Origin of the sequence: Flavobacterium suncheonense GH29-5 = DSM 17707, from assembly GCF_000430025.1 — a bacterium.
In the GTDB taxonomy this organism is placed as follows: Bacteria; Bacteroidota; Bacteroidia; order Flavobacteriales; family Flavobacteriaceae; genus Flavobacterium; species Flavobacterium suncheonense.
The window spans coordinates 25,586-45,963 of the sequence record NZ_AUCZ01000003.1 but is presented as its reverse complement, the minus strand read 5'-3'; the positions used below and the strand labels follow the sequence as shown (position 1 = coordinate 45,963).

The following is a 20,378-nucleotide window of genomic DNA, read 5'->3' as shown; positions in this document are numbered from 1 at the left end:
CTCAGTTTTGAGGGATTTTTGTTTTTATTCGGTTTCAAAAATTGTGTTTAGTTCTTTTTGAATAATATTTTCTCCTGGGTAAACTGATAGGCGGCATCTAAGAATGCTAACATTTTATTCCAGTTGCTGTTCGGCTGATAGTAGGAGGTGTAATATTTGTAAGCTTTAATACGGATTTTATTGCCTTCCACTACAGCTGAACTCACAAAACCACCCGTTTCATTTTCCACTTTTTTGTTTAGTTTTTCTAAACCGGTTGGAGTGTAGCCTTCCGGAATGTCAACGGTGATGTCTTCCTCAAAAGAGCGCGGATATGAAAAATAAACATTATTGGTTCTGTTGCGGTTTTTGTCTTCAATATGAATCTGTGAGCCGATAAGTTTTCCGGCTTCAAAAATGTAATTTTCACCCGCTTTTTTAATCCAGCTGTTTTTAGAATCGAATTTCTCTTTGTAGATGAAAGGCGTTTCTTTACCGAAACGTCCGGTATTCAAAATCTGTAAGCTGTGGTTTTCAATTTCCAGCTCGAATTCCTGAGCTGTGGCGTTTTTGAACTCCTCTTTCTGTTTGTCTTTCAGTTTGCTGATAAGGGAATAGAACTCGTTGGAATATTGCTCTCTTTTCTTTTTATTGGTAACCCGTACCAACAGCGATTTAGACCCGTATTTCATGTAGTCTTCGTCGGTATAATCAAAAAAGTACATTTTTGATGCCTGTTCTTCCGTTTTGTTGTGTCCGTTTAACTGTGTTTCGCGTTCGATGGTAAATTGTCCGAAGTTATCGCCAAAAGTTAAAGCGGTAATTTGTTTGGAAGTGTTGTCTCTGTGTGTCGTTCCCGGTAATTTGATGTTTTCCACATCGGTTACCTTTTTCATTTTGGATACTTTCAGGGCATAGGCATCGGTGTTTTCCAATTGGGAAGAAAATTTGTCTACATCTGAAAACGGAGAAAAATACTCAATATAAATCGGGTTTTCAGCGTTCACTTTTAATAAGACCGTTGCGTTGTTCTGAATTAGCAAATCTTTGATGGGACCGTTGTGACGGTTGGTCGCTACGACAATATCATAATCAATTTTATTGTCTTTTAAGAATGCCATAAAGTGGTTGATGAAAGCTTCCTCTGTTCTGAAGAAAACCGGATTGTTGCCGTACAAATCAAACGGATACATGATTTTGGCTTCGTTGGCTACAAAAGCTTCCACATAAAGGGTGTAATAATAGTGTCTTGTAAAATAATAAACGGCTTTTACTTTTTCTTCGGTGCTGGCAAATTTCTTTTGCTGTAAAAATTTTTCAATGGCTCCCAAATCGCCATATGGACGGAATTTGTTTACATAATAATCCAGAACATCTTCTTTGGAAACCGTTTTCTTAATAATGTTTTCTTTTTCCGGTAAGAAGGCATCGGCTCTCTTTTCAAACTTTCCGGAACGGGCAAAAAACACCTGAAATTTATAGCAGGGAAGCTCTACCAAAGGGTAAAACCAGTTAGGGAAATCATTTTTTTCGATGTCTGTGGCAACGATTTCATATTTGCGCTCGTTGCTTTTATCCAGTGGAATCTGTTTGATTTCCGGTCCGTTGTTGTAGGTGTTGAAGTTTACAAAAAAGTCGTTTTCGGTTTGAAATGTCAGTTTGTAATTCATAATAGGATGGGTGTCGCCAAGTGTTTTTTCCACTTCGTCAAACCCGTATTCAAAGAAGGACTTAAACGATTCGGTGCTGTATTCGTAGATGTCGATAATGTCGCCGATTTCCAGATTCGGAATGGCAATTTTTTTATGGTCATCTTCTTTTACCGATTCCTTGTCAACGTTAATTTCGATTTCTTTTCCGTCTGGTTTTACGATTTTAATACCTAAAGTTGTTTTTACTTCTGTTCCGTATCTCGGATTGGATTTCTCTGAGTATTTAAATTCGGAGAATTCTGTAACGGCAACCAAATCTTGTAATTTCACTCTTTTGCGAAGGGCAGAGCGATAGGTAACACTTTTTCCGAATTTGTGGTAATCATAATCTTCGTATTTGTAAATGATAACGGCAGATTCGTTTTTCCATTTGTCTGGAATAGTGGCCGCATTTTTGTATTCGTCGTTTTTACCCCAGAAAAAATCCCGGATTTCTGCTTTATCCTGTGCAAAAGTGTTCAGGGATAAGGCGATTACAAGAAGTGTTAATAATTTTTTGGTCATGATTACGATTTGGTTAAAGTGATTTGTTCGTTGTAAATTTTGTTGATTTTAGCCAAAACAACGTTCCAGTCTGCAAACTCGTTTGATTTTAGTACCCCGTTCTGAAATTCGAAATTTTTGGTGTACACAATCTCATTGCCCACCTGCTGACAATTGATGCTTACTTTGTAGTTTCCGGTACTTATGGAAAGGGATTCCGGTAATTTAGCTACCTTGTATCCGGCAGGAATTTCCAGTTTAATTGTGGCATTGTACAACTCCTTGAATGGAAATTCAAAGTCATTTTTGCGCTCTTTCAAATCTAATTTTGAAAACTCTCTTTTGAAATCCAGGTCGATGTAAATGTCGTTGTCGAAAGCCGAAACTTTATTGTCCAATCGGATGTCGTAATCGATAACTAATTTGCCTTCGCGGTTGGCTAAATCCGAAGTTTTGATGTTGCTGATTTTATTGTTCTTATCTCCGTCAGACAAGTAGTTGTTTAAAGCTGTTTCTTTATTGTTGTTGCGAACGTTGTTAAAACCATACAAAAAGGAGGCTCTGCTTTCCCCGACAAATGTGGTGTTGGTTTTTCCGATAAGCGATTCATTATCAATTTTAAGCACGGAGGTAAACGTTTCTGTATTGGAAGCAGGACTGCCAACGGGAACTTTGTCTACAATAAAAGTATCGCCGTTTTCAATCAGCACTTCTTTGCCTTGGATGCGTTCGGCATATTCTCCGAAAGCGTTGTATTTTTCCGTTCCGTCCAGGAAGTATTTTTTTCCTTTGTGGAAAAGGGTGCAAATCATGTGGTTGTCTACCGATAAGGAAGGAATAGAGTAATCGTAGGCAATTCTTTTTGTGCCAATCCAGGTTAACCGGGCGTCAAATCCGGCCAGTTTCAGCATTTGTTTGGTAAGGTTGGCCATTCCTTTACAGTCGCCATATCGTTTTTGGAAAACATTCTGGGATTCGTCGGGTTTAAAACCGGCAATACCGTCTTCGAAAGCGATATAGCGGATGTTGTCCTGAACCCAGTAATAAATGTTCTTAATTTTTTCCTCGTCCGATTTTGCGTTTTGGGTAAGTTCGGCTACTTTTTCTTTTAACACCTCCGGATTTTCTTTCATAGTATCCACTAAAGATTTATACCATTTGTACAAATCCTCGGTAGCATTGAACAAGGTACTTTTCTTTCCGTCTTTCGTGTACGATTTTGCAATTATCAAAATATGCGGATACAGATAGCTTGGTCCCGGTGCATTTTTCTCGTTCAGGCCGGCCGGAATATTTTCAATCGTGTAAACGTATTTGGTTGTGTTGTTTTTGGAATCGGTGGTTTTGTTTAACGTGATGTTGAAATTTTTCAGGTTAAATTCCTTAATTTCAAGTTCTAACCAGTTTGGCACTTCGATAATGACCTGTTTGTTTATAACCGGATATTCGTCGTTAAAATAGAGTGAGGTAAAATACTTAACATCTTTGTATTTCTTTTCCATCGAGTAGTTGTATGTGTAACCCTGAACCGGGAAATCGATGTTAGCATATTTTACCCGGGCGTCGTTGTAAAACAACTCGTCACTTTTGTAAAATTCGTCTTTTACGAAAAAGGTGGCTTTTTTATCGTTTCGGAATTTAAAATCGAAACTTTCAATTTCTGACTGGCTGTCGTAAAATTCGAATTTCTGAATGTCAGCCCTGTGGTTGATGTTCATTAATTTTTCGTTGATTGCATGATTTACAGTAACCTTTCCTTCTTTGGAATTTAAACCGAAAGAAATGTTTTCTTTACTGTTGATAATGGCCACATCCGATTTGTCATTTTTTTCACGAAGCGATTTTGCCAAGGTGATGTCTTCGGGTGTGGGATCGATGTTTTTCTGAGCCGTTGTCAAGTTTGTAACCTGCAGAAAAACAGTTAAAAGAAGTAGTTTTATTCGCATAAATTTAAATTTGGAATGCGAATGTAATTAATTTAATTAAAAAAACCTTTTAGAAGGCTAAAAGGTTTTCTTTTAAATAACTAACACATATTTATTTGAGAACAAAGTCAAGATCGATGTTAACCTTTTTCGATACTTTTTTGCTGACTACTTTGGGAATCTGTATGTCGAAATCGTCTGAGTTAACACTGAAATTGGATGCAATTGCAATGCCTTCGTTAGTCTTCTTAATTTTTGCCGGGATTGTTATTTCTTTTGACTTTCCGTGTATCTCCAGAACGCCTTTGATGGAATAATCTTTATTGTTTTCCGTAAGATTGTTAACGTCTAAGCCGTAAACTTTTCCTTTGAAAGTAGCCTTAGGATATTTGTTGCTTTCCATGTAATTTTCGTTAAAATGTTCTTCCATTAAAGCAATTTTAAAACGAAATCCTTTGATTAAGGCCAGTGCGGCAATTTCTCCGGTCTCGGTGTTCAGAACCACCGTCGTGCTTTTGTTTAGTGCCGCTACTTCTTCAAAAGAAGGGACAGATGCTTCAAAATGAATTGCTCCTGTTTTGGTAACCTTTTTAGATTGGGCATGTAATCCGGATGTAAAAAGGAGCATCAGTAAAAAAGGTATAATTGGTTTCATGGCTATAGTTTTATTCCGGCATTCCGGCGTTTTCCCAGGCTATTAACATATCAATTTTACTTTGAGGGAGTCTTTCCCCCATAAACGGCATCCAAAAGTTAGGATCGGTACTCGAAACACGATCCAATAAACCCCGATGCTCAACAGCATCTTTAACGAATGTGTAAGTTGTCAGTGGCATTGGAGCCCCATTTTGAGGAGGCTGGGAATGACACATGATACAGTTTTCCGTAATAATAGGTTTTATATCATTGGTGTAGGTGATGTTTTCCTGAAGTGTACCGTCGTATAAATCCGATTCGGAATCACTTGTACAGGATGATAATACAAAGCCTGAGAAAACAATTGCGTAAAATCGATTCATGATATTTTTTAAAATATTTCTAAAGTTACTATTAAAAATTTTAATAATAAAAAAATATTTTGTTAATTTTGTGAGAAATGATTTATTTAATATGAAAAAGACTGGATATTTATTTATTTTGGTTCTTCTGCTTCTAATGACTTGGGCTTTTTATTCGTATCTGTATAAAGAACATCGGGATATCGCCTCAGAAAAAGGAGCCTTCCAGGTAACGGCCAATGCTATTTATGAAGAATTCGTTAAGGATGAAAAAGCAGCCAATGCAAAATATTTAGATAAAACCATTGAAGTTTCCGGAAAAGTTACCGGTGTCGACGCTAAAGAAAACACGATTGTCATAGATGAAAAAATGTTTGTGTATTTTAAGGATAAACCTTCCGGAGAAATAAAAACGCAGTCGAATGTAAAAGTAAAAGGAAGATTTATGGGTTATGATAATCTGCTTGAAGAAATGAAAATGGATCAGTCGGTACTTGAATAATAAGCAAATGGGGAAAGTGATAATAATATCTGTTCTGCTGTTTTTTTCCGGTTGGGTAAATGCCCAGAAAGATATTTTTGAAATTGCCAGAAACGGTACAGTCGAAGAATTAAAGATGCAACTGAAGGAGAAACAGGGGAGCATTAATTCGGTAAATAACGAAGGATACAGTTTGTTAACTCTTGCGACATACAGAGGGAATAATGAAGTGGCAGCTTTTCTGATAAAAGAAGGAGCCGAGATAAACGGAAAAAGCAACTACGGTACACCACTTATGGCAGCCGTGGTTAAAGGAAATACTGAAATTGTAAAGTTGTTACTGGAAAATAACGCAGATACAGGTATATCGGATGCAACTGGAAATACGGCCCTTATTTACGCTGTTATTTTCAAGAAGTATGAAATAGCCGAATTGCTGGTAAAAGCGAAGGCAAATATTAATGCAACAGATATACGGGGAAAGTCGGCACTCGATTACGCCAAAATGGTTGGTGACGACAGATTAATTCAAATTCTAAATCGATAAAGCCATGAAAAAAATTACATTTCTCATTATGATTCTGCTGTTAGCTACGGCAGGTCTTTTCGCGCAAACGTACTCCACAGGTACTGTATCATTTTTTGGTGGCGGTCCAACAACCGCTTATTCGGGTAAAGTGGATGTTACTAGCACAACAGTTACCGTTACTTTAACAGGTCCTTCAGGAAGTTTTTTAGGTATAGGTTTTGATGCTACGAATCTTATGGATGATGTAGGGAAAGATGTTCTGATTTTTGACGGAACTAATATGACAGACAGAAGTTTTGATGGAGTAGGTGTAACACCGCCAACCGATACGCAAAACTGGACCGTGCAATCTAACACAGTGGTTTCCGGAGTTCGTACAGTAGTAGCTACAAGAAATCGGGTAGCTACTGAAGGAACTGATTATACTTTTCCGTTAGCAGCACAACCTTTGCATTTAACTTTTGCCAGAGGAACTTCTTTAACCGTAACCTACCACGGTCTTGGGAATTGCGGGTCGACTATTGCCAATTTAACGTTAGGAACCGATTCGTTTGCTATGGAAGCCCTTAAAATGTATCCGAACCCGTCAAAAGAATTTGTAAATATCGAATTGCCGCAATTGGTCACCGATGCTAATGTCAAGTTTTACGATTTGTTAGGAAGGGTGGTAAAAACTTCCAATGTAACAGCCGAGGATTCTCGTATAGAAACTTCCGATTTGGGCAGCGGTTCGTATGTTGTAAAAATTAAAACCAGTGTTGGGGAAGGAACCCGAACATTAGTAATCAATTAAGCATGAGGAAATTATTTTGGTTATTGGGGCTTTTTCCGTTATCGGGAATTGCCCAGGACGATTTGCTTTCTGAAATTGATACGGTGAAAGCGAATATGCGTGTGGAATCAGCCTTTAAATCGCTGAAGATTGTCAATCTGGAATCTACGAAACTGGCGGCCAAGAAAGATTTTTATTTCATTGTGGCACACCGTTTCGACTACCTGAAAAACGGTTTCGACGATTTCTTTGGTTTGGATAATGCCAATACACAACTAAAATTTGTTTACGGGTTAAGCGATTGGCTAACCCTTCATGTGGCGCGAAGCGGTTTTCAGGAAACATACGACATAGCGGCCAAATACCGGTTGATGTCTCAACAGCAAGACGGCTTTCCGTTTACAATAGTTGGGTTTAACAGTTTGGCAATTAATACCGAAATGAAAAAAGATAATTACCCGGGCATGAGTTTCGACAACCGGTTGAGTTATGTAACACAACTTTTAGTGTCCCGAAAATTTACCGACGAATTTACCTTAGAGCTGGCGCCGACCTATTTTCATGAAAATACTGTGCGGGATGTTTTTGACGGAAACGGGAATGTAATTCTTCCTAATCCTCAAGATAACAGTCAGTTTGCTATCGGAATGGGAGGACGTTATAAAATTACCAAGCGCTGGTCTGTAAACATGGATTATGCTGCACATTTGAATCGGGCCTCAGAGTCCATTTACAGAAATCCGCTGTCCATAGGCGTGGATTTGGAAACCGGCGGACATGTTTTTCAGATGCATTTTACCAATTCCAGAGCCATGCACGAAACAGGGTTTTTAGGGCAAACATCCGGACGTTGGGATAAAGGAGAAATTTGTTTTGGATTCAATCTGGTTCGGGTCTTCTAAAGATAAATGCTGATAATAAAAAAGCCCTGTACAAACAGGGCTTTTTTTATGGATGTAAACGGATTAGTTTTTCACAAACTTACCGGAGAATTTTTTATTTTCAGTGTTTTCAATCAGAATGATGTAAGTTCCGCTTTGTAAATCACTAACTGCTACTTTATTGTTTAGCGCATTGTCAGATTTTATAAGTCGTCCGTTCAAATCGTAGATAGAAACGTTTTTAATCGTATCATTCCCCGATTTAAGACTTAGGTTTACAAAATCATGAGTAGGATTAGGGAAAAGATTAAAGTTGCCTAAGTGATTTTCGGCTAATCCTAAAGTACTGCCTTCCACCACCATTAAACTTTGGTTAGGATTTGGATTCAGAATCGTGTCGACTACTCCCGAAGGCCATCTAATGATAACCTGAGAGATTTGTGTTTCTGTTCCGATACCGAAGTGAGCATTTAAAGTACTCATGTATTCAAAACCTTCACCACTGCGAATATCTCTGATTTGTTTGCCAAAGTTTCCGTAGATTTCAACACGGGCACCAATTCCGTTTCGGTTACTTTGAATACCTTGTAGCGTAACTTTAATCCAGTTGTTGCCGTTTGGAACAGCATAATGAATCACGTTATTGTTGGCGATATCCAAGAATCCGTCATTGTTTAAATCTCCTACAGCGCCTACAGTCATTCCTGAATAATTTGAGGTGGCAAAAACATTTCCGCCCTGATTGAAGAAAATTTTATTGCCGCCGCCCATAATGTCTACTTTTCCGTCATTGTCGAAATCGTAAGCAATGTAATCTCTGCTGATGGAAGTGTCGGTACCAAAACCGGTTGTCGCTGTAATATTCACAAAAGGTTCTTCTACGCTGTTGGTAGTGTTTAAATCGTTTCTGAAAAATTTATGACCGGAACCGCCATTGGCGCCTATTAAGATATCCATATCGCCGTCATTGTCAAAATCTGCCACTGCAGAAGACCAGGACTGTATCGGAGTGACATTGATTTGTGCTGTGGCAGAAATGTTAGTAAAAACTCCATTCCCGTCGTTTCGGTGTAATTCACACGGAGGACCAGAACATTTGGAGATGAACAAATCCACATCGCCATCGTTGTCGTAATCCGTCCAAATGGATGCGTAATTGCCTCCGGAAGCTAAGGTTCCCAAGTTGTAAGAACCAGCCGTTACCCCACTTTGATAGTGCGTAAAGTTGCCGGAACCATCATTTAAATAGTATACGTTTGGCGCCACATCATGACACGAAAAAGCATCCAGATGCCCGTCATTATTTATGTCCACAAAATTTGTGCGCTGACAGAATATGTATTCGGAAGGATTCACATTGATATATCCGTTTCCGGTACCGTCAGATTTCCAGAATGCTAAACCGCTGCCGCTTCCCAAAACCAAATCATTGTAACCGTCTCTGTTATAATCTCCTGCTGCTAAGCTCCAGGTAGGCATGTCGCTGGTTCCGGGAACTGTATAAGTGGAAACAGAAAAATTACCGGGTGTTGTCTGATGGTGAATTTTTAAGGTGTTGGTACTTACTCCTACAATATCGTCTTTATAGTCGTTGTTCATGTCCACCACGCAAATGTTGTAAGAACTGTTTATCGTGGAGATGGTTTGTGTTGTGTAGTTTACCGGTGCCGGAATTGGCGGTACATAAGGATTTTCAATTAACTGAAAAGTGAACCCTGCAGAACTCCATCGGTTATCCCAGACAATGTAATACGTTGTGCCTGCAGTGGCTGAAAAAGTCTCGACCGAAGAATAATTTAATCCGGAATCATCATCTCCGCCTACACAGGTTAAAGCACCACAGCTTCCGGTATAAATGTGTAACCGGGTGTCTATTCTGGGTGTATTGGCTGCAATATCGGAGGTTACTGTTACATTATAGTTATTGGTTGGCGTATAAATGTACCATTCTCCAAAAGTAGGAGCGGGACCGGAGGTACAGAGCGGGGAAGGTATCTGAGGACCGTTAACCGCACTGACTACATGTAAACCGGCAGTAATGACAGGAGCGGTATTACAGGTATCCTGACCGTAAAAGCACCAGTTAATTGCCAGTAAGAAAAAAAATGAAGTAATTTTTTTCATGTTTCAGTTGTTTTTGGGTTAGTTAATAAGTTAGTTTATTGACATGGGCCTAAAGAATTAATCCATTGCTCCATTAAAGCAACTCCTTCGGTATGTATTAATGTTCTTCCGTGTAAAGGCATCCGAATAGCCTCTTCCGTTGTATTTATTCTGTAGTAAAGCATGGATTTAAAGGTATTGGCCGGTGTAACAATTTTAGCCAGATTTGAAGGGAAACCCTGCATGTCTTCAGTATTTACGCAAACGCCCATGTTAGTGTTCCCGTTGGTGCCGCCGGTTTGGCTGAAAGCAAATCGCATTGGTCTGTAATCACAGTGTTTGTTGTCGGTGTGGCAATGCGCGCAGTTGATGTCTACATAAGAACGCGCTCTTAGATCAAGCGGTTTGGAAGTGTCTTCATAATCTACTGTCGAATTGGCTTCGGTCGGTAAGGTGAAATTGTTTTCAAGATAACCGGCTTCAATCCATTTGGTTAACTGGTTTTTAACTTCCGCAGCACCGTAGTTGTAATTGAAATTCAGGTTTTGTGGCTTAATACCGATTGGAATGTAAATGGTTTCTTCAACGTCATTAATTGTTTGTTTTGTTTTGTGGCAGGTAATACACTGAACATCAGAAGGGATTCTGTAGGTTACATTTTTGGTTTCCCCATTTTCAATCCATGAAATATCCTGATAGCTTCCTGCCAAATCGAAGAAAGCTTCCGTTTGTTCGTCATTCCACACATAATTGGCAAAAATCCAACCCGTAGCTTTGCGGATCATGAGTCGGGTTTCAACGATTTTAACAGTATTGCCCGGCTGCACGTTATCGTAGTAGAAATTTTTGATGATTGCTGCGCCCACCGGAAGTTCTAAAACTTTATCATCACCGTTATAAGTTGCTTTTGTTCCTTTTGGCATCCAGACGAACCTTTTTTTGTGGGCGTAATCGCTAAATAAAGAACTGGCAGGTTTGTAGGGTAACACACCTAAGGCAGGTGTTAAGTTTTTTAAATCGCCTTCGAAAAATTTATAATCGGAAAGCTTCGGATAAGGTACCTGGGTAAGGTCCATCACCACCGGAGAAACCGGTTCGTACTGATCGGCTTCATCACTCGAATTACAGGCAATAATGGTAACGATTAGGGCGAAAACTGTTAGAAAACCTAATAATTTTAGTAGGTATTTTTGTTGCATATTTGTTATTTAAAGTGTGACTATTAATAACAAATATATAATTTTTAAGAAATAATTAAGAAAAACCAATATAAAATCATAAAATATTTTAAGAATGTTATATTTTTATTCTGACGTTCATTTCCCTCAGCATCTGTAACGCTTCTTCGGAAGAATAATCCAGTTTTTCTTCCAGTTCTTTATGTTCTTTTTTGGCAAGGATGCGCTTGTGGGCTTCGCAATACCGTCTTATTTCCTCTAAGGAGCTTAGCTCTAAACGAGGCACTTCGGAAGAATTTCCAAATTCGTCTTTGGCTACCATTGTAAAGTAGGAAGAATTGCAGTGTTTTTCTTTTCCGGTTTGGATATTCTGTGAGGTTACCCGAATCCCCACCACCATGGAAGTCCGTCCCACGTAATTTACGGAAGCTTTTAGTGTGACCAATTCGCCAACTTCAATCGGATTCAAAAAATCAACAGTGTCCACCGAAGCCGTAACACAATACTTTCCGGAAAATTTGGAAGCCGACGCAAAGGCAATCTGGTCCATCAGAGACAGAATATAACCCCCGTGAATTTTTCCGCTGAAATTGGAATGCGAAGGAAGCATTAACTCCGATAAGGTTATTTTCGAGGCACTGACTTTTTTGAATTTTGTTTCCATACCTAATTTAATTAGTTGAAATGAGGTGAATTTTTAAGCGGAACCTTAGTCACTAAATCGGGAATAGCCTCACCACGGAAAGGCGAAACAGCGTTCCGGATTTAATTTTCAGGATTGTGTTCCTTCTCCAAAGCACGGTTCAGAATGCTTTCCGGCAGGGCTTTTTTGGCTTTGGCGCCCATTTTTTTAAGTTTTTCCACACTGGTTACTAAGTTTCCTTTGCCTTCCACGAGTTTGTTCATCGCATTGCCGTATTCCGATTTGGCTTCGTCCATTTTTTTGCCAATTTTGATTAAATCGGACACAAAACCTTCAAATTTGTCGTATAAAGCGCCGGCCTGACGGGCAATTTCATAGGCATTTTCCTGTTGCTTTTGGTTCGTCCACATACTGTCGATGGTGCGCAACGTCGCCAAAAGGGTAGAAGGCGTAACAATCACAATATTTTTCTCAAACGCCTTGTTGTACAGTGTGTTGTCTTCGTTCAGCGCAATGGCAAAAGCCGGTTCCATCGGAATAAACAACAACACAAAATCCGGGCTTTCAATCTGATACAAATCCTGATAGTTTTTGTTGCCCAACTGCTCCACATGGCGTTTGATAGAATTGACGTGCTCTTTCAAAAACGAGTCTTTTGCGTCGTCGTCGTCTTCGTTCACATACCGTTCGTAAGCCGTTAAGGACACTTTGGAGTCGACAATCATTTTTTTGCCGTCCGGAAGGTTGATGACCACATCGGGTTGTACGCGGGAACCATCTTCGGTAGTGAAACTTTGCTGTACTTCGTATTCGCGGCCTTTCTCCAAACCGGATTTTTCCAACACGCGTTCCAAAATCAGTTCGCCCCAGTTACCCTGCATTTTGCTGTCGCCTTTCAGGGCTTTGGTCAGGTTTAGGGTTTCTTTGCTCATCTGTTCGTTCATCTCGCGTAAACCTAAAATCTGCTGGCGTAATGCGGCGTGATAATCGATGCTTTCTTTGTGTGTATCTTCAACTTTTTTCTCGAACAAATGGATTTTCTCCTGAAGCGGGTTCAGAATGTTTTTCAGGTTTTCTTTGTTCTGTTCCGTAAATTTAACCGATTTTTCTTCCAGGATTTTATTGGCCAGATTCTCAAATTCTTTGGTGAATTTTTCCTGTAACTGATTAACTTCTTCTTTCTGTTCTTTGTTGCGCTCCCACAAATTCTCAAAATCGACTTCTTTTTTGGAAAGCTGAATGGCCAGCGCTTCTTTTTCACTGCGGATGTTTTCCTTTTCGGAATTTAAAAGCGCAAGTTGTTTTTCGAAAGTCAGCTGCTCGTTCTGAAGCTGTTGTTTGCCTTGTTCGATTTGCGCCAACAAACCGTTAATGCGTTCTTCCAAAGCGGATTTATCGGATTTTGCCTGTGCCGAAAACAGCAGTTTCCCGATATAGATTCCAATCATCAGGGCAATGACAAATGCGGCTAATACTAAAAGTGTTTGTGACATGGTTTGATTATTTAATCTAAGCAGTAAATGTAGCAAAAAAAATGAAAAACAGTTTCTGGCGCAGTTTTTGAAAGTTCTTTTTTTGAAATGTTTTTCGCGTGTAAGGCAGGAGAAAAACAGCCAGTGGCATACATTGGGAAATTTCAGATTTGCGTAACTTTGAACAGGAATCATTAAAATTTCAGTATATGAAAAAAATAGCCATACTCGCAATCTTTATGGTTGCTTTGCTGAACAGTTGTTCGGCCGTAAAAACAGATTCTTCAAAAGAAATCTATGCCAACACCTGGGAACTGGAATACATTTCCGGAACCCGAATCGCTTTTGAAGGGCTGTTTCCCGATAAAAAACCAGAGCTGCATTTCATGGAAGCCGATAAAATTGTACATGGTTCGACAGGATGTAACGGGTATCGGGCTTCGTATAAATTAGACGGCAATTCGATAACCATTGGCGAACCGGGCGCCATGACCATGCGGTATTGCGAGGGCGGAGGCGAACAGGCTTTTTTAGCCATGATGAAAAAAGTAAACAAAATCAGCATCGATAAAGACGGAAAACTTAATTTGTCACTCAACGAAGTACCGATGATGCGCTTCAAAAAAGTAACAAAAGAATAAAAAAACGCCTCGCAGAATTTTCAGTGAGGCGTTTTTTTATGCATTTATTGTTGCGGTAATTTACTCATGTCCATATAAAAAACTTCCCAGAAATTACCGTCCAAATCTTCAAAACTGCGTTGCTGCATGAAACCGTAATCTTTGGGTTCGGTGGGTTCGGTTCCGCCGGCTTTCAGGGCGTTGTCTGCGGTTTCGTTCATCTTCGCCACACTTTCCATCGACAGGGAATTAATCACGGAAGTCGTTTTCGTGGTATCACCCATTTCTTTTGCAATGAAACTCTTAAAACGGTCGTGTGTCAGCAACATGACAAAGATTTCTTCGCTAAACACCATACAGGCTGCGGTTTCATCGGTAAAACCCGGATTGTTGGTAAACCCGATTGCGGTATAAAATGCCATCGCCTTTTGTAGGTCTTTTACCGGCAGATTGATAAAAATTTGCGATTTCATAAGCTGTAATTAATGCGTTTCGGTATAGCGTTTAAAATTGTTGAGAATAGCCTGCCAGCCGTCCTGTTGCAGTTCAACCGGATGCACTTCTTCGGCTTCAAAGGTTTCGGTGATGTGGGTTTCATCGTCCAAAGCTTCAAAGAGAATCTGGACTTTTCGTCCGTCAGCAATAACGTATTCGATTAGTTCGTTGGTTTTTACCTCGGTATAACGGCCTTCAAAATCGAAACCAAAACTGTTGTCCTTGGCTTCCATGCGGTAGTTGAAGGTTCCGCCTGGCCTTAAATCGTTTGCGGCTTTGGGCGTGTGCCAGTCTTCTGAAGCGTTGTTCCATTGGGTAATGTGTTGCGGCGTTGTCCAGAATTGCCAGACTTTTTCAACAGGAGCGTTTACGGTAGCTGCCACCGTGATGGTTGTTTTTTCGGTTGTTGGCATAATTGTCTGATTTACAGTTTGAAAAGGAAGTGTAAATTTACAATTCTTTTTCGTAAGAATATTTAGCCGGTCTTTAAATGACCGTTTTTTAAGATGAAAGACATTTAACGATTTGAACAGAATTGTGCTCCGGAAACCGTATTTTTACCAAAAATTAAACGATGCACCATCATTTCCTTCTGCACAAACCCCACGGTTATCTGAGTCAGTTTGTTTACGAGAAAAAACGGTTTAAAAAGCTGTTGGGAGAATTGTATGATTTCCCCGAAGGAACCATGGCTATCGGCCGTTTGGATGAAGATTCCGAGGGTTTGCTGCTCCTCACGACAGACGGCATGGAAAGCGAAAACGTCAGAAGCAAAACCGTCGAAAAAGAGTATTATGCCCAAGTGGACGGCCTCGTTACGCAAGCGGCCATTGAGCAGTTAAAAAAAGGGGTTGAAATCGGTTTTAAAGGCATTCGATACACTACAAAACCGTGTGAAGCAAGCATTATTAGTGATTTGCCGGATTATATCGGAACCGGTCGTCGCATTCGGGATGAACGCCACGGACCTACCAGTTGGCTGTCGGTAACGCTTACGGAAGGAAAGTTCAGACAAGTGCGGAAAATGACAGCTGCCGTTGGTTTCCCGACTTTGCGGTTGGTGCGGGTAAGAGTCGGTGGCATTACACTGCAGAATTTAAAAGCCGGAGAAGTTGTCCAAGTTGAAAATTTCTTACTTTAGTAAAAAATCACTTCATGAAGAACCGAAGCGCGTCGCTGGACCTCTTAAAATTAGTACTGGCCTTGCTGGTGGTGGCGCTGCACATTTTTCCGGTTTCCAAAATGAAAGGAATTTCCGGTTTGATTTCGTATGAAATTGCCAGCGGAATCACCCGGATTGCCGTTCCGACTTTTTTTATCATATCCGGCTATTTACTGCGGAATAAGCTGGACGATGTCAGTTATCTCAAAAAATACTGCAAGCGGATTTTGCTGTTGTATGTTGTTTGGCAGTTGCTTTATCTTCCCGATTTGCTGTATCATTATCACATCAAATGGTTTACAACCAAAACATTGATTTACAAGTTGGTGTACGGCTATTGGCATTTGTGGTATCTGCTTGCGAGTGTTTTGGGCGTTGTCTTGTTGCATTTTACCCGAAAGTGGAAGCTTATAACAAAATGGGCGGTAATTTTAGGTTTGTTTGCTGCCGGTTATTTGTTTCAGCTAAGTTATAAGCTCCATATTTTTAAGGAGTTGCCTTTTTTTGTCAATATTTATGAAGGCCTCGGAACTACGCGTAATGCAGTTTTTTTCGCGTTCCCTTTTTTACTGTTGGGTTCGCTATATGACTATTGGAAATTTTCCCCGAAGTATTTTCAATGGATTTTAGGATTGAGTATTACAGCGTTGTTGCTGGAATCCTACCTGTATTATACACTGAAACTGGGCGCACTGGATTTTTTTGTTTCGCTTTTACCTATCAGTATGTTGTTGCTGCATTGGGCCGTTACAGCCAAGCTGATTTTAAAATGGACGATTCCAGGAACCTTGTCTTTGGGAATTTACCTGTGCCATCCGTACATGATTCGGTTGGTTACGGAATTTTTGCCGCAAAAAACTTTAGGTATGATTGTTTGTAAGTATTTCATAATCTGTTTGTTGTCGGTTGTGGTCTGGTATTTTCTTGAAAAAATCAACCGGAAATTCCCTTATTTCCTGTGATTAAAACGGACATGCTTTTGACAGTATTCAGTCTCAGCAGTTCTTTAACCGAAGCATGTAGATTCCTAAACAATTCTGAACAGAAGCAATTGCTTACTTGAAAATTTCATTGAAAAAATCCAGCATGGCAAGCCAGGAACGTTTATCGGCTTTTTCATTGTAGGCTGTTCCTTTGGATTTGTCGCTGCCTGCATCTTTATGGGTAAACGCATGCACCGCATCGGCATAATACACCATTTGCCAATCGGCTTTTGCAGCCCGCATTTCGTCCTGAAACGCTTTGATTTCGGCTTCCGGAACGTAGAAGTCGTCGGCTCCGTGTAGTACTAAAACTTTTGGGTGAATGGTTTCGGTTGGTCTTGCGGTATCTTTCCCCAATCCGCCGTGAAAAGAAACCACGCCTTTAACTGGCATGTTGGCCCGGGCGGCTTCCAAAGCACCACTTCCGCCGAAACAATAACCGATTACCGCAATTTCCTTCGGATTGGCTCCGGATTTAATCAATTGTTCCAGTGCGAGTTGGATGCGGTGCTGATATTCTTTATAATTGGTTTTGAAATGCCCGGCGATTTTTCCGGCTTCCTGTGGGTTGGTTGGTCTTTTGTCGATGCCGTAAATATCGGCTACAAAGGTGTAATAGCCTAATTTTGAAAGTGCTGTGGCGCTTTCTTTGGAATGAGCATCCACACCCATCCAGGCAGGCAGAATCAGCACGCCGGCTTTTTTGGCATTTGCTTTAACCGGTTTTCCGGAAAAGCCTTCCAGTTGCTGATTACCGTCATGGTAGGTAACTGCTTTTAATTGGGATTGTACCGTCATAATCGATAGAAAACTAATCAATAGGGAGAAAAAATAGTGTGATTTCATAACCTTATTTTTTGAAAGTTTAAAGTTACGAAATGTTCCTAAAATAGGACGCTTAACCGATTATGAATTTTCCTTTTTCAGGGTCAAAACGAATGGATTCGTCTTGGAACAGCGCATTGAGCGTTCCGTCTGAAATCAGGCTGCAAGGTTGGTTTTGCACTACTTTTTCAGCGGTCATGACAATCATTTCATCGCTCAGCTGAATGGCTAAATCAATGTCGTGAGTAGAAAACAAAATGCATTTTTGGGTTTCAGACGCCAGTTTTTTCAGCAATTTGAAAAGTTTTACTTTGTGTACTAAATCCAAATGCGTGGTAGGTTCGTCGAGGATGATTAGCGGCGTGTCTTGGGCCAACGCTCTGGCAATAAGTACTTTTTGCAGTTGTCCGTCACTGATTTCATAATGTTTTTTAGAAGCAAAAGCTTGTACCTGCGTGAGTTCCATAGCCTGATGAATACTTTGGATATCGTTATCGGTTAGGGTTCCGATCCAATTAGTGTAGGGCTGGCGGCCTAAAGCGACCAATTCGAAAACGGTCAGGTTGCTCGGCGGTAATTGTTCGGTTAAAACGATGCTCAGGTTTTGCGCCAATTCCAAAGCGGAATAGGAATTCAGATTGCGGTCGTTTAAGAAAACCTCACCGGTCAAAGGCTTTTGTATTCTGGTTAATGTTCGAAGCAAGGTCGATTTTCCGATGCCGTTTGCACCAATTAAAGTGATCAGCGTTCCTTGTGAAAAGGTCAGATTCAAATTTTCGGCAATGCGGATTTTCTCCTGTCGGACAGTATAGCCAATGCTTAAATTGCGGGTATGGAGAATCGGTTTGCTCATCGTTACTTAATTCATCATTCTTTTTTTCCGAACCAGAAGCCAAATTACAACGGGCGCCCCAATAATCGAGGTTATCGCGTTGATGGGCAGCGTAATTTCCGTTCCCGGCATTTGGGAAAGCACATCGCAAAGCAACATGATACCCGAGCCAATCAGCAAGGTACTCCAGAACAAAATCCAGTGGTTGCTGGTTTGAAACAACAGTTTTGCCATATGGGGAACAGCCAGTCCGACAAACGCAATCGGGCCGGCAAACGCGGTAATACTTCCGGCTAAGAGGCTGGTGGCGAAAATAATAAGCAAGCGGGCTTTCTGAAAGTTCAAACCCAGGCTACGGGCGTAATTTTCCCCGAGCAGCAAAGCATTCAACGATTTAATGCTGAAAAGGCTCATCAGGATTCCAAAGGCAACCGTTGCGGTTAAAATGACAAGGGAAGGCCAGGACAGATTTCCTAGACTTCCTAACGACCAAAATGTGAATTTCTGTAATTGTTCCGCCGTGCTGAAATACGTCAAAACACCTACAATGGCGCTGGTAAAACTACCGAACATCAAACCGACAATAAGAATCGCCATCGTATCGCGCAGTTTCTGGGAAACAATCAAAACCAAAAGTAAAACCAGAAAACTGCCTAAAGTTGAGGCCAGAACCACACCGTAGGAAGATAGTAAAACAGCACTTAAAAAAGTAGGCATAAACGAAGCGCCCAAGATCACAAAAGCAACGCCCAGACTCGCTCCCGAACTCAAACCCAAAACATAAGGCCCGGCCAGCGGATTCCGGAACAACGTCTGCATCAGCAAACCACTGACAGATAAACCCATTCCGGCTAAAATGGCGGTTAGGGCTTTCGGCAAACGATAGTTGAGGATGATGTATTCCCAGGCCTGTTTGCTTACGTCATTTCCAGTTAAGGCATTAAAAACGTCCTTAAAAGGAATGTGTACCGAACCGAAACTGATGTTGCAGAAAAACAAACATACAGTCACCACAAAAAGTGATACAAACAAAGCGGTATTTCGTTTGGAATTCGGCAAATTAGTTCAGTTTTTGGAAGAAATACAAGTCATATTCCGGCAACAACTCGGGATTCGTAATTTTAATAAGGTCTTTTAGAACCAAATCCGGACGGTTGGAAGCCTGTTCGTAATAACGAATACCGCCTTTAGCGCCTTTTTTTACCGTAACCGAATAAACATTCCCGGTTTGAAACGCTTTGAATTGCGCGTAATGCGAATTGGTTTCTTTCATTTCCTTCAAAGTTGAAAACATGCCCGGCGCAAACCAGTAATCGGCATTTTGGGCTTTTTCCAGCACTTGCTCAAAACTTAATGCCAGACTTCCGGTTCCTTTGGAATCGTTCCAAAGATAATCAATATTGGCGTCTTTCATAAATAGCGCCACCCAACTGTCTCCTTGCGGTAAATTCCAGGTGTCCTGAAACATGCCACCACTTAAAGCCGTTGGTCTTTTTGCGGTTTTCTGAACCATTTTAACGGCTTCGGTATACTCTTTTTCGATGCTTTTGAAGATAGCTTCGGCCTGTTGTTTTTTATCGTAAAGGGCTCCGAAAAACTTAACCCATTCCGCTTTCCCTAAAGGTGTTTGTTCGGTCCAGTCGCCGTTGTAAAGAATTTTTAAGCCGGCTTTTTCCAGATTGTTGAACGTTTTGTTGTTGCTGTCGATGCTGAAACCCACCAAAACTTCAGGCGTCAGATCGATAGCGATTTCGGTGTTGATGCTTTCGTTTTGCCCCAGGTTTTTGATTTTACCAGCGTCTATTAAAGTACGTATTTTTTCAGAAGAAATCAAATCAGTATCCGGAAATCCGACCAAAGTATTTTCCATGCCTAACATTTCAAGCGAAGGGATATGGGTGGTGGAAGTAACAATAATCGATTTTACGGGCACTGAAATGGTTGTAAAGTGCTGAAGACTGTCCGGTACGATTCCGTTTTCTTTTTTCAGAATATAAGTGAAACCGCCTTCTGCTTTAGGCCACGGATTGGTCACTTTTACAATCGAATAGCCTTCGTAATCGTAAATTTCCAGACCTTTTGCGTGTCGTATGCTGTTTTCAGCTTTTTGTGTGGTTTCCCTCTTTGTATTTTCTTTCTTACAGGAAATCAAAAGAAAAAAACAAGTCATGAGCAGCAGTAAAACTTTTTTTGACATGGCGTGTTTTGTTGAATAAAGTGCAAAGTTAAGGTTATTTCTACAGTTTTTTATGACGGATTACCGCTATTTCTTTAAAAAAACTTGCATTAATTCAAACTTAGCCTT

21 protein-coding genes are annotated in these 20,378 nt (G+C 40.4%); 7 read left to right on the top strand and 14 right to left on the bottom strand.

The annotated features are described in order from the left end of the window. Window positions 1–47 precede the first annotated feature (47 nt). From G498_RS0100260 to G498_RS0100245, 4 genes are all read right to left on the bottom strand, one after another. Window positions 48–2,195, bottom strand: coding sequence for a hypothetical protein (locus tag G498_RS0100260; RefSeq protein WP_026979290.1), 2,148 nt, complete (start codon window positions 2,193–2,195; stop codon window positions 48–50). Window positions 2,196–2,197: 2 nt separating this feature from the next. Further along, on the bottom strand, window positions 2,198–4,120 hold the full coding sequence (locus G498_RS0100255) for a transglutaminase-like domain-containing protein (RefSeq protein WP_026979289.1): 1,923 nt from the start codon (window positions 4,118–4,120) through the stop codon (window positions 2,198–2,200). A gap of 91 nt (window positions 4,121–4,211) precedes the next feature. Then, complete coding sequence (locus G498_RS0100250; RefSeq protein ID WP_026979288.1) at window positions 4,212–4,754, bottom strand: YceI family protein; 543 nt, start codon at window positions 4,752–4,754, stop codon at window positions 4,212–4,214. A gap of 10 nt (window positions 4,755–4,764) precedes the next feature. Beyond that, complete coding sequence (locus tag G498_RS0100245) at window positions 4,765–5,118, bottom strand: hypothetical protein (RefSeq protein WP_026979287.1); 354 nt, start codon at window positions 5,116–5,118, stop codon at window positions 4,765–4,767. A 91-nt stretch (window positions 5,119–5,209) separates the two neighbouring features. On the opposite strand from G498_RS0100245, the gene G498_RS14470 reads away from it, so the two are divergent. From G498_RS14470 to G498_RS0100225, 4 genes are read left to right on the top strand one after another with little or no spacing between them, the layout of a single operon-like run. Beyond that, window positions 5,210–5,599, top strand: a complete 390-nt coding sequence (locus tag G498_RS14470) for an OB-fold protein (RefSeq protein WP_035744325.1) — start codon at window positions 5,210–5,212, stop codon at window positions 5,597–5,599. A gap of 7 nt (window positions 5,600–5,606) precedes the next feature. Further along, window positions 5,607–6,125, top strand: a complete 519-nt coding sequence (locus G498_RS0100235) for an ankyrin repeat domain-containing protein (RefSeq protein WP_026979286.1) — start codon at window positions 5,607–5,609, stop codon at window positions 6,123–6,125. Between the two features lie 4 nt (window positions 6,126–6,129). After that, window positions 6,130–6,900 (top strand): T9SS type A sorting domain-containing protein, encoded by a 771-nt coding sequence (locus tag G498_RS0100230; RefSeq protein WP_035754106.1) that lies wholly within the window; start codon window positions 6,130–6,132, stop codon window positions 6,898–6,900. Between the two features lie 2 nt (window positions 6,901–6,902). Beyond that, window positions 6,903–7,781, top strand: coding sequence for a DUF5777 family beta-barrel protein (locus G498_RS0100225; RefSeq protein ID WP_026979284.1), 879 nt, complete (start codon window positions 6,903–6,905; stop codon window positions 7,779–7,781). Window positions 7,782–7,844: 63 nt separating this feature from the next. Here G498_RS0100225 and G498_RS0100220 read toward each other — a convergent pair whose 3' ends face one another. The 4 genes from G498_RS0100220 to rmuC all read right to left on the bottom strand — a co-directional run bounded on the left by G498_RS0100220 (window position 7,845) and on the right by rmuC (window position 13,177). Continuing rightward, complete coding sequence (locus G498_RS0100220) at window positions 7,845–9,884, bottom strand: FG-GAP-like repeat-containing protein (protein WP_026979283.1); 2,040 nt, start codon at window positions 9,882–9,884, stop codon at window positions 7,845–7,847. A 35-nt stretch (window positions 9,885–9,919) separates the two neighbouring features. Then, window positions 9,920–11,062, bottom strand: a complete 1,143-nt coding sequence (locus G498_RS0100215; RefSeq protein WP_026979282.1) for a hypothetical protein — start codon at window positions 11,060–11,062, stop codon at window positions 9,920–9,922. 97 nt (window positions 11,063–11,159) lie between these two features. Then, entirely contained in the window at window positions 11,160–11,705 is a 546-nt protein-coding gene (locus G498_RS0100210) for an acyl-CoA thioesterase (protein WP_026979281.1), read from the bottom strand. Between the two features lie 101 nt (window positions 11,706–11,806). Then, complete coding sequence (gene rmuC / locus G498_RS0100205; protein WP_026979280.1) at window positions 11,807–13,177, bottom strand: DNA recombination protein RmuC; 1,371 nt, start codon at window positions 13,175–13,177, stop codon at window positions 11,807–11,809. Between the two features lie 188 nt (window positions 13,178–13,365). Here rmuC and G498_RS0100200 point away from each other — a divergent pair, with 188 nt between their 5' ends. After that, complete coding sequence (locus G498_RS0100200; RefSeq protein ID WP_026979279.1) at window positions 13,366–13,797, top strand: META domain-containing protein; 432 nt, start codon at window positions 13,366–13,368, stop codon at window positions 13,795–13,797. A gap of 44 nt (window positions 13,798–13,841) precedes the next feature. Here the strand turns inward: G498_RS0100200 and G498_RS0100195 are convergent, their stop codons facing one another. Both G498_RS0100195 and G498_RS0100190 read right to left on the bottom strand, forming a co-directional pair. Then, complete coding sequence (locus G498_RS0100195) at window positions 13,842–14,249, bottom strand: VOC family protein (protein WP_026979278.1); 408 nt, start codon at window positions 14,247–14,249, stop codon at window positions 13,842–13,844. Between the two features lie 9 nt (window positions 14,250–14,258). After that, the gene (locus G498_RS0100190) at window positions 14,259–14,684 is read right to left on the bottom strand and encodes an SRPBCC family protein (RefSeq protein ID WP_026979277.1); all 426 of its coding nucleotides are present in this window, start codon (window positions 14,682–14,684) and stop codon (window positions 14,259–14,261) included. Between the two features lie 161 nt (window positions 14,685–14,845). Between G498_RS0100190 and G498_RS0100185 the strand changes: the two genes are divergently transcribed. Both G498_RS0100185 and G498_RS0100180 read left to right on the top strand, forming a co-directional pair. Continuing rightward, entirely contained in the window at window positions 14,846–15,412 is a 567-nt protein-coding gene (locus G498_RS0100185) for a pseudouridine synthase (RefSeq protein WP_026979276.1), read from the top strand. 14 nt (window positions 15,413–15,426) lie between these two features. Further along, a complete protein-coding gene (locus G498_RS0100180) occupies window positions 15,427–16,395 on the top strand; it encodes an acyltransferase family protein (RefSeq protein ID WP_026979275.1) in 969 nt (322 codons plus the stop codon). A gap of 93 nt (window positions 16,396–16,488) precedes the next feature. On the opposite strand, the gene G498_RS0100175 is transcribed toward G498_RS0100180, so the two are convergent. The 4 genes from G498_RS0100175 to G498_RS0100160 are packed head-to-tail and all read right to left on the bottom strand — an operon-like array spanning window position 16,489 to window position 20,270. Continuing rightward, complete coding sequence (locus G498_RS0100175) at window positions 16,489–17,262, bottom strand: dienelactone hydrolase family protein (RefSeq protein ID WP_026979274.1); 774 nt, start codon at window positions 17,260–17,262, stop codon at window positions 16,489–16,491. Window positions 17,263–17,314: 52 nt separating this feature from the next. Further along, entirely contained in the window at window positions 17,315–18,094 is a 780-nt protein-coding gene (locus G498_RS0100170; protein ID WP_026979273.1) for an ABC transporter ATP-binding protein, read from the bottom strand. 6 nt (window positions 18,095–18,100) lie between these two features. Next, window positions 18,101–19,132: an iron ABC transporter permease gene (locus G498_RS0100165; RefSeq protein WP_026979272.1), complete on the bottom strand. Its 1,032-nt coding sequence runs from the start codon at window positions 19,130–19,132 to the stop codon at window positions 18,101–18,103. 1 nt (window position 19,133) lies between these two features. Further along, a complete protein-coding gene (locus G498_RS0100160) occupies window positions 19,134–20,270 on the bottom strand; it encodes an ABC transporter substrate-binding protein (protein WP_035744320.1) in 1,137 nt (378 codons plus the stop codon). Between the last annotated feature and the right edge of the window lie 108 nt (window positions 20,271–20,378).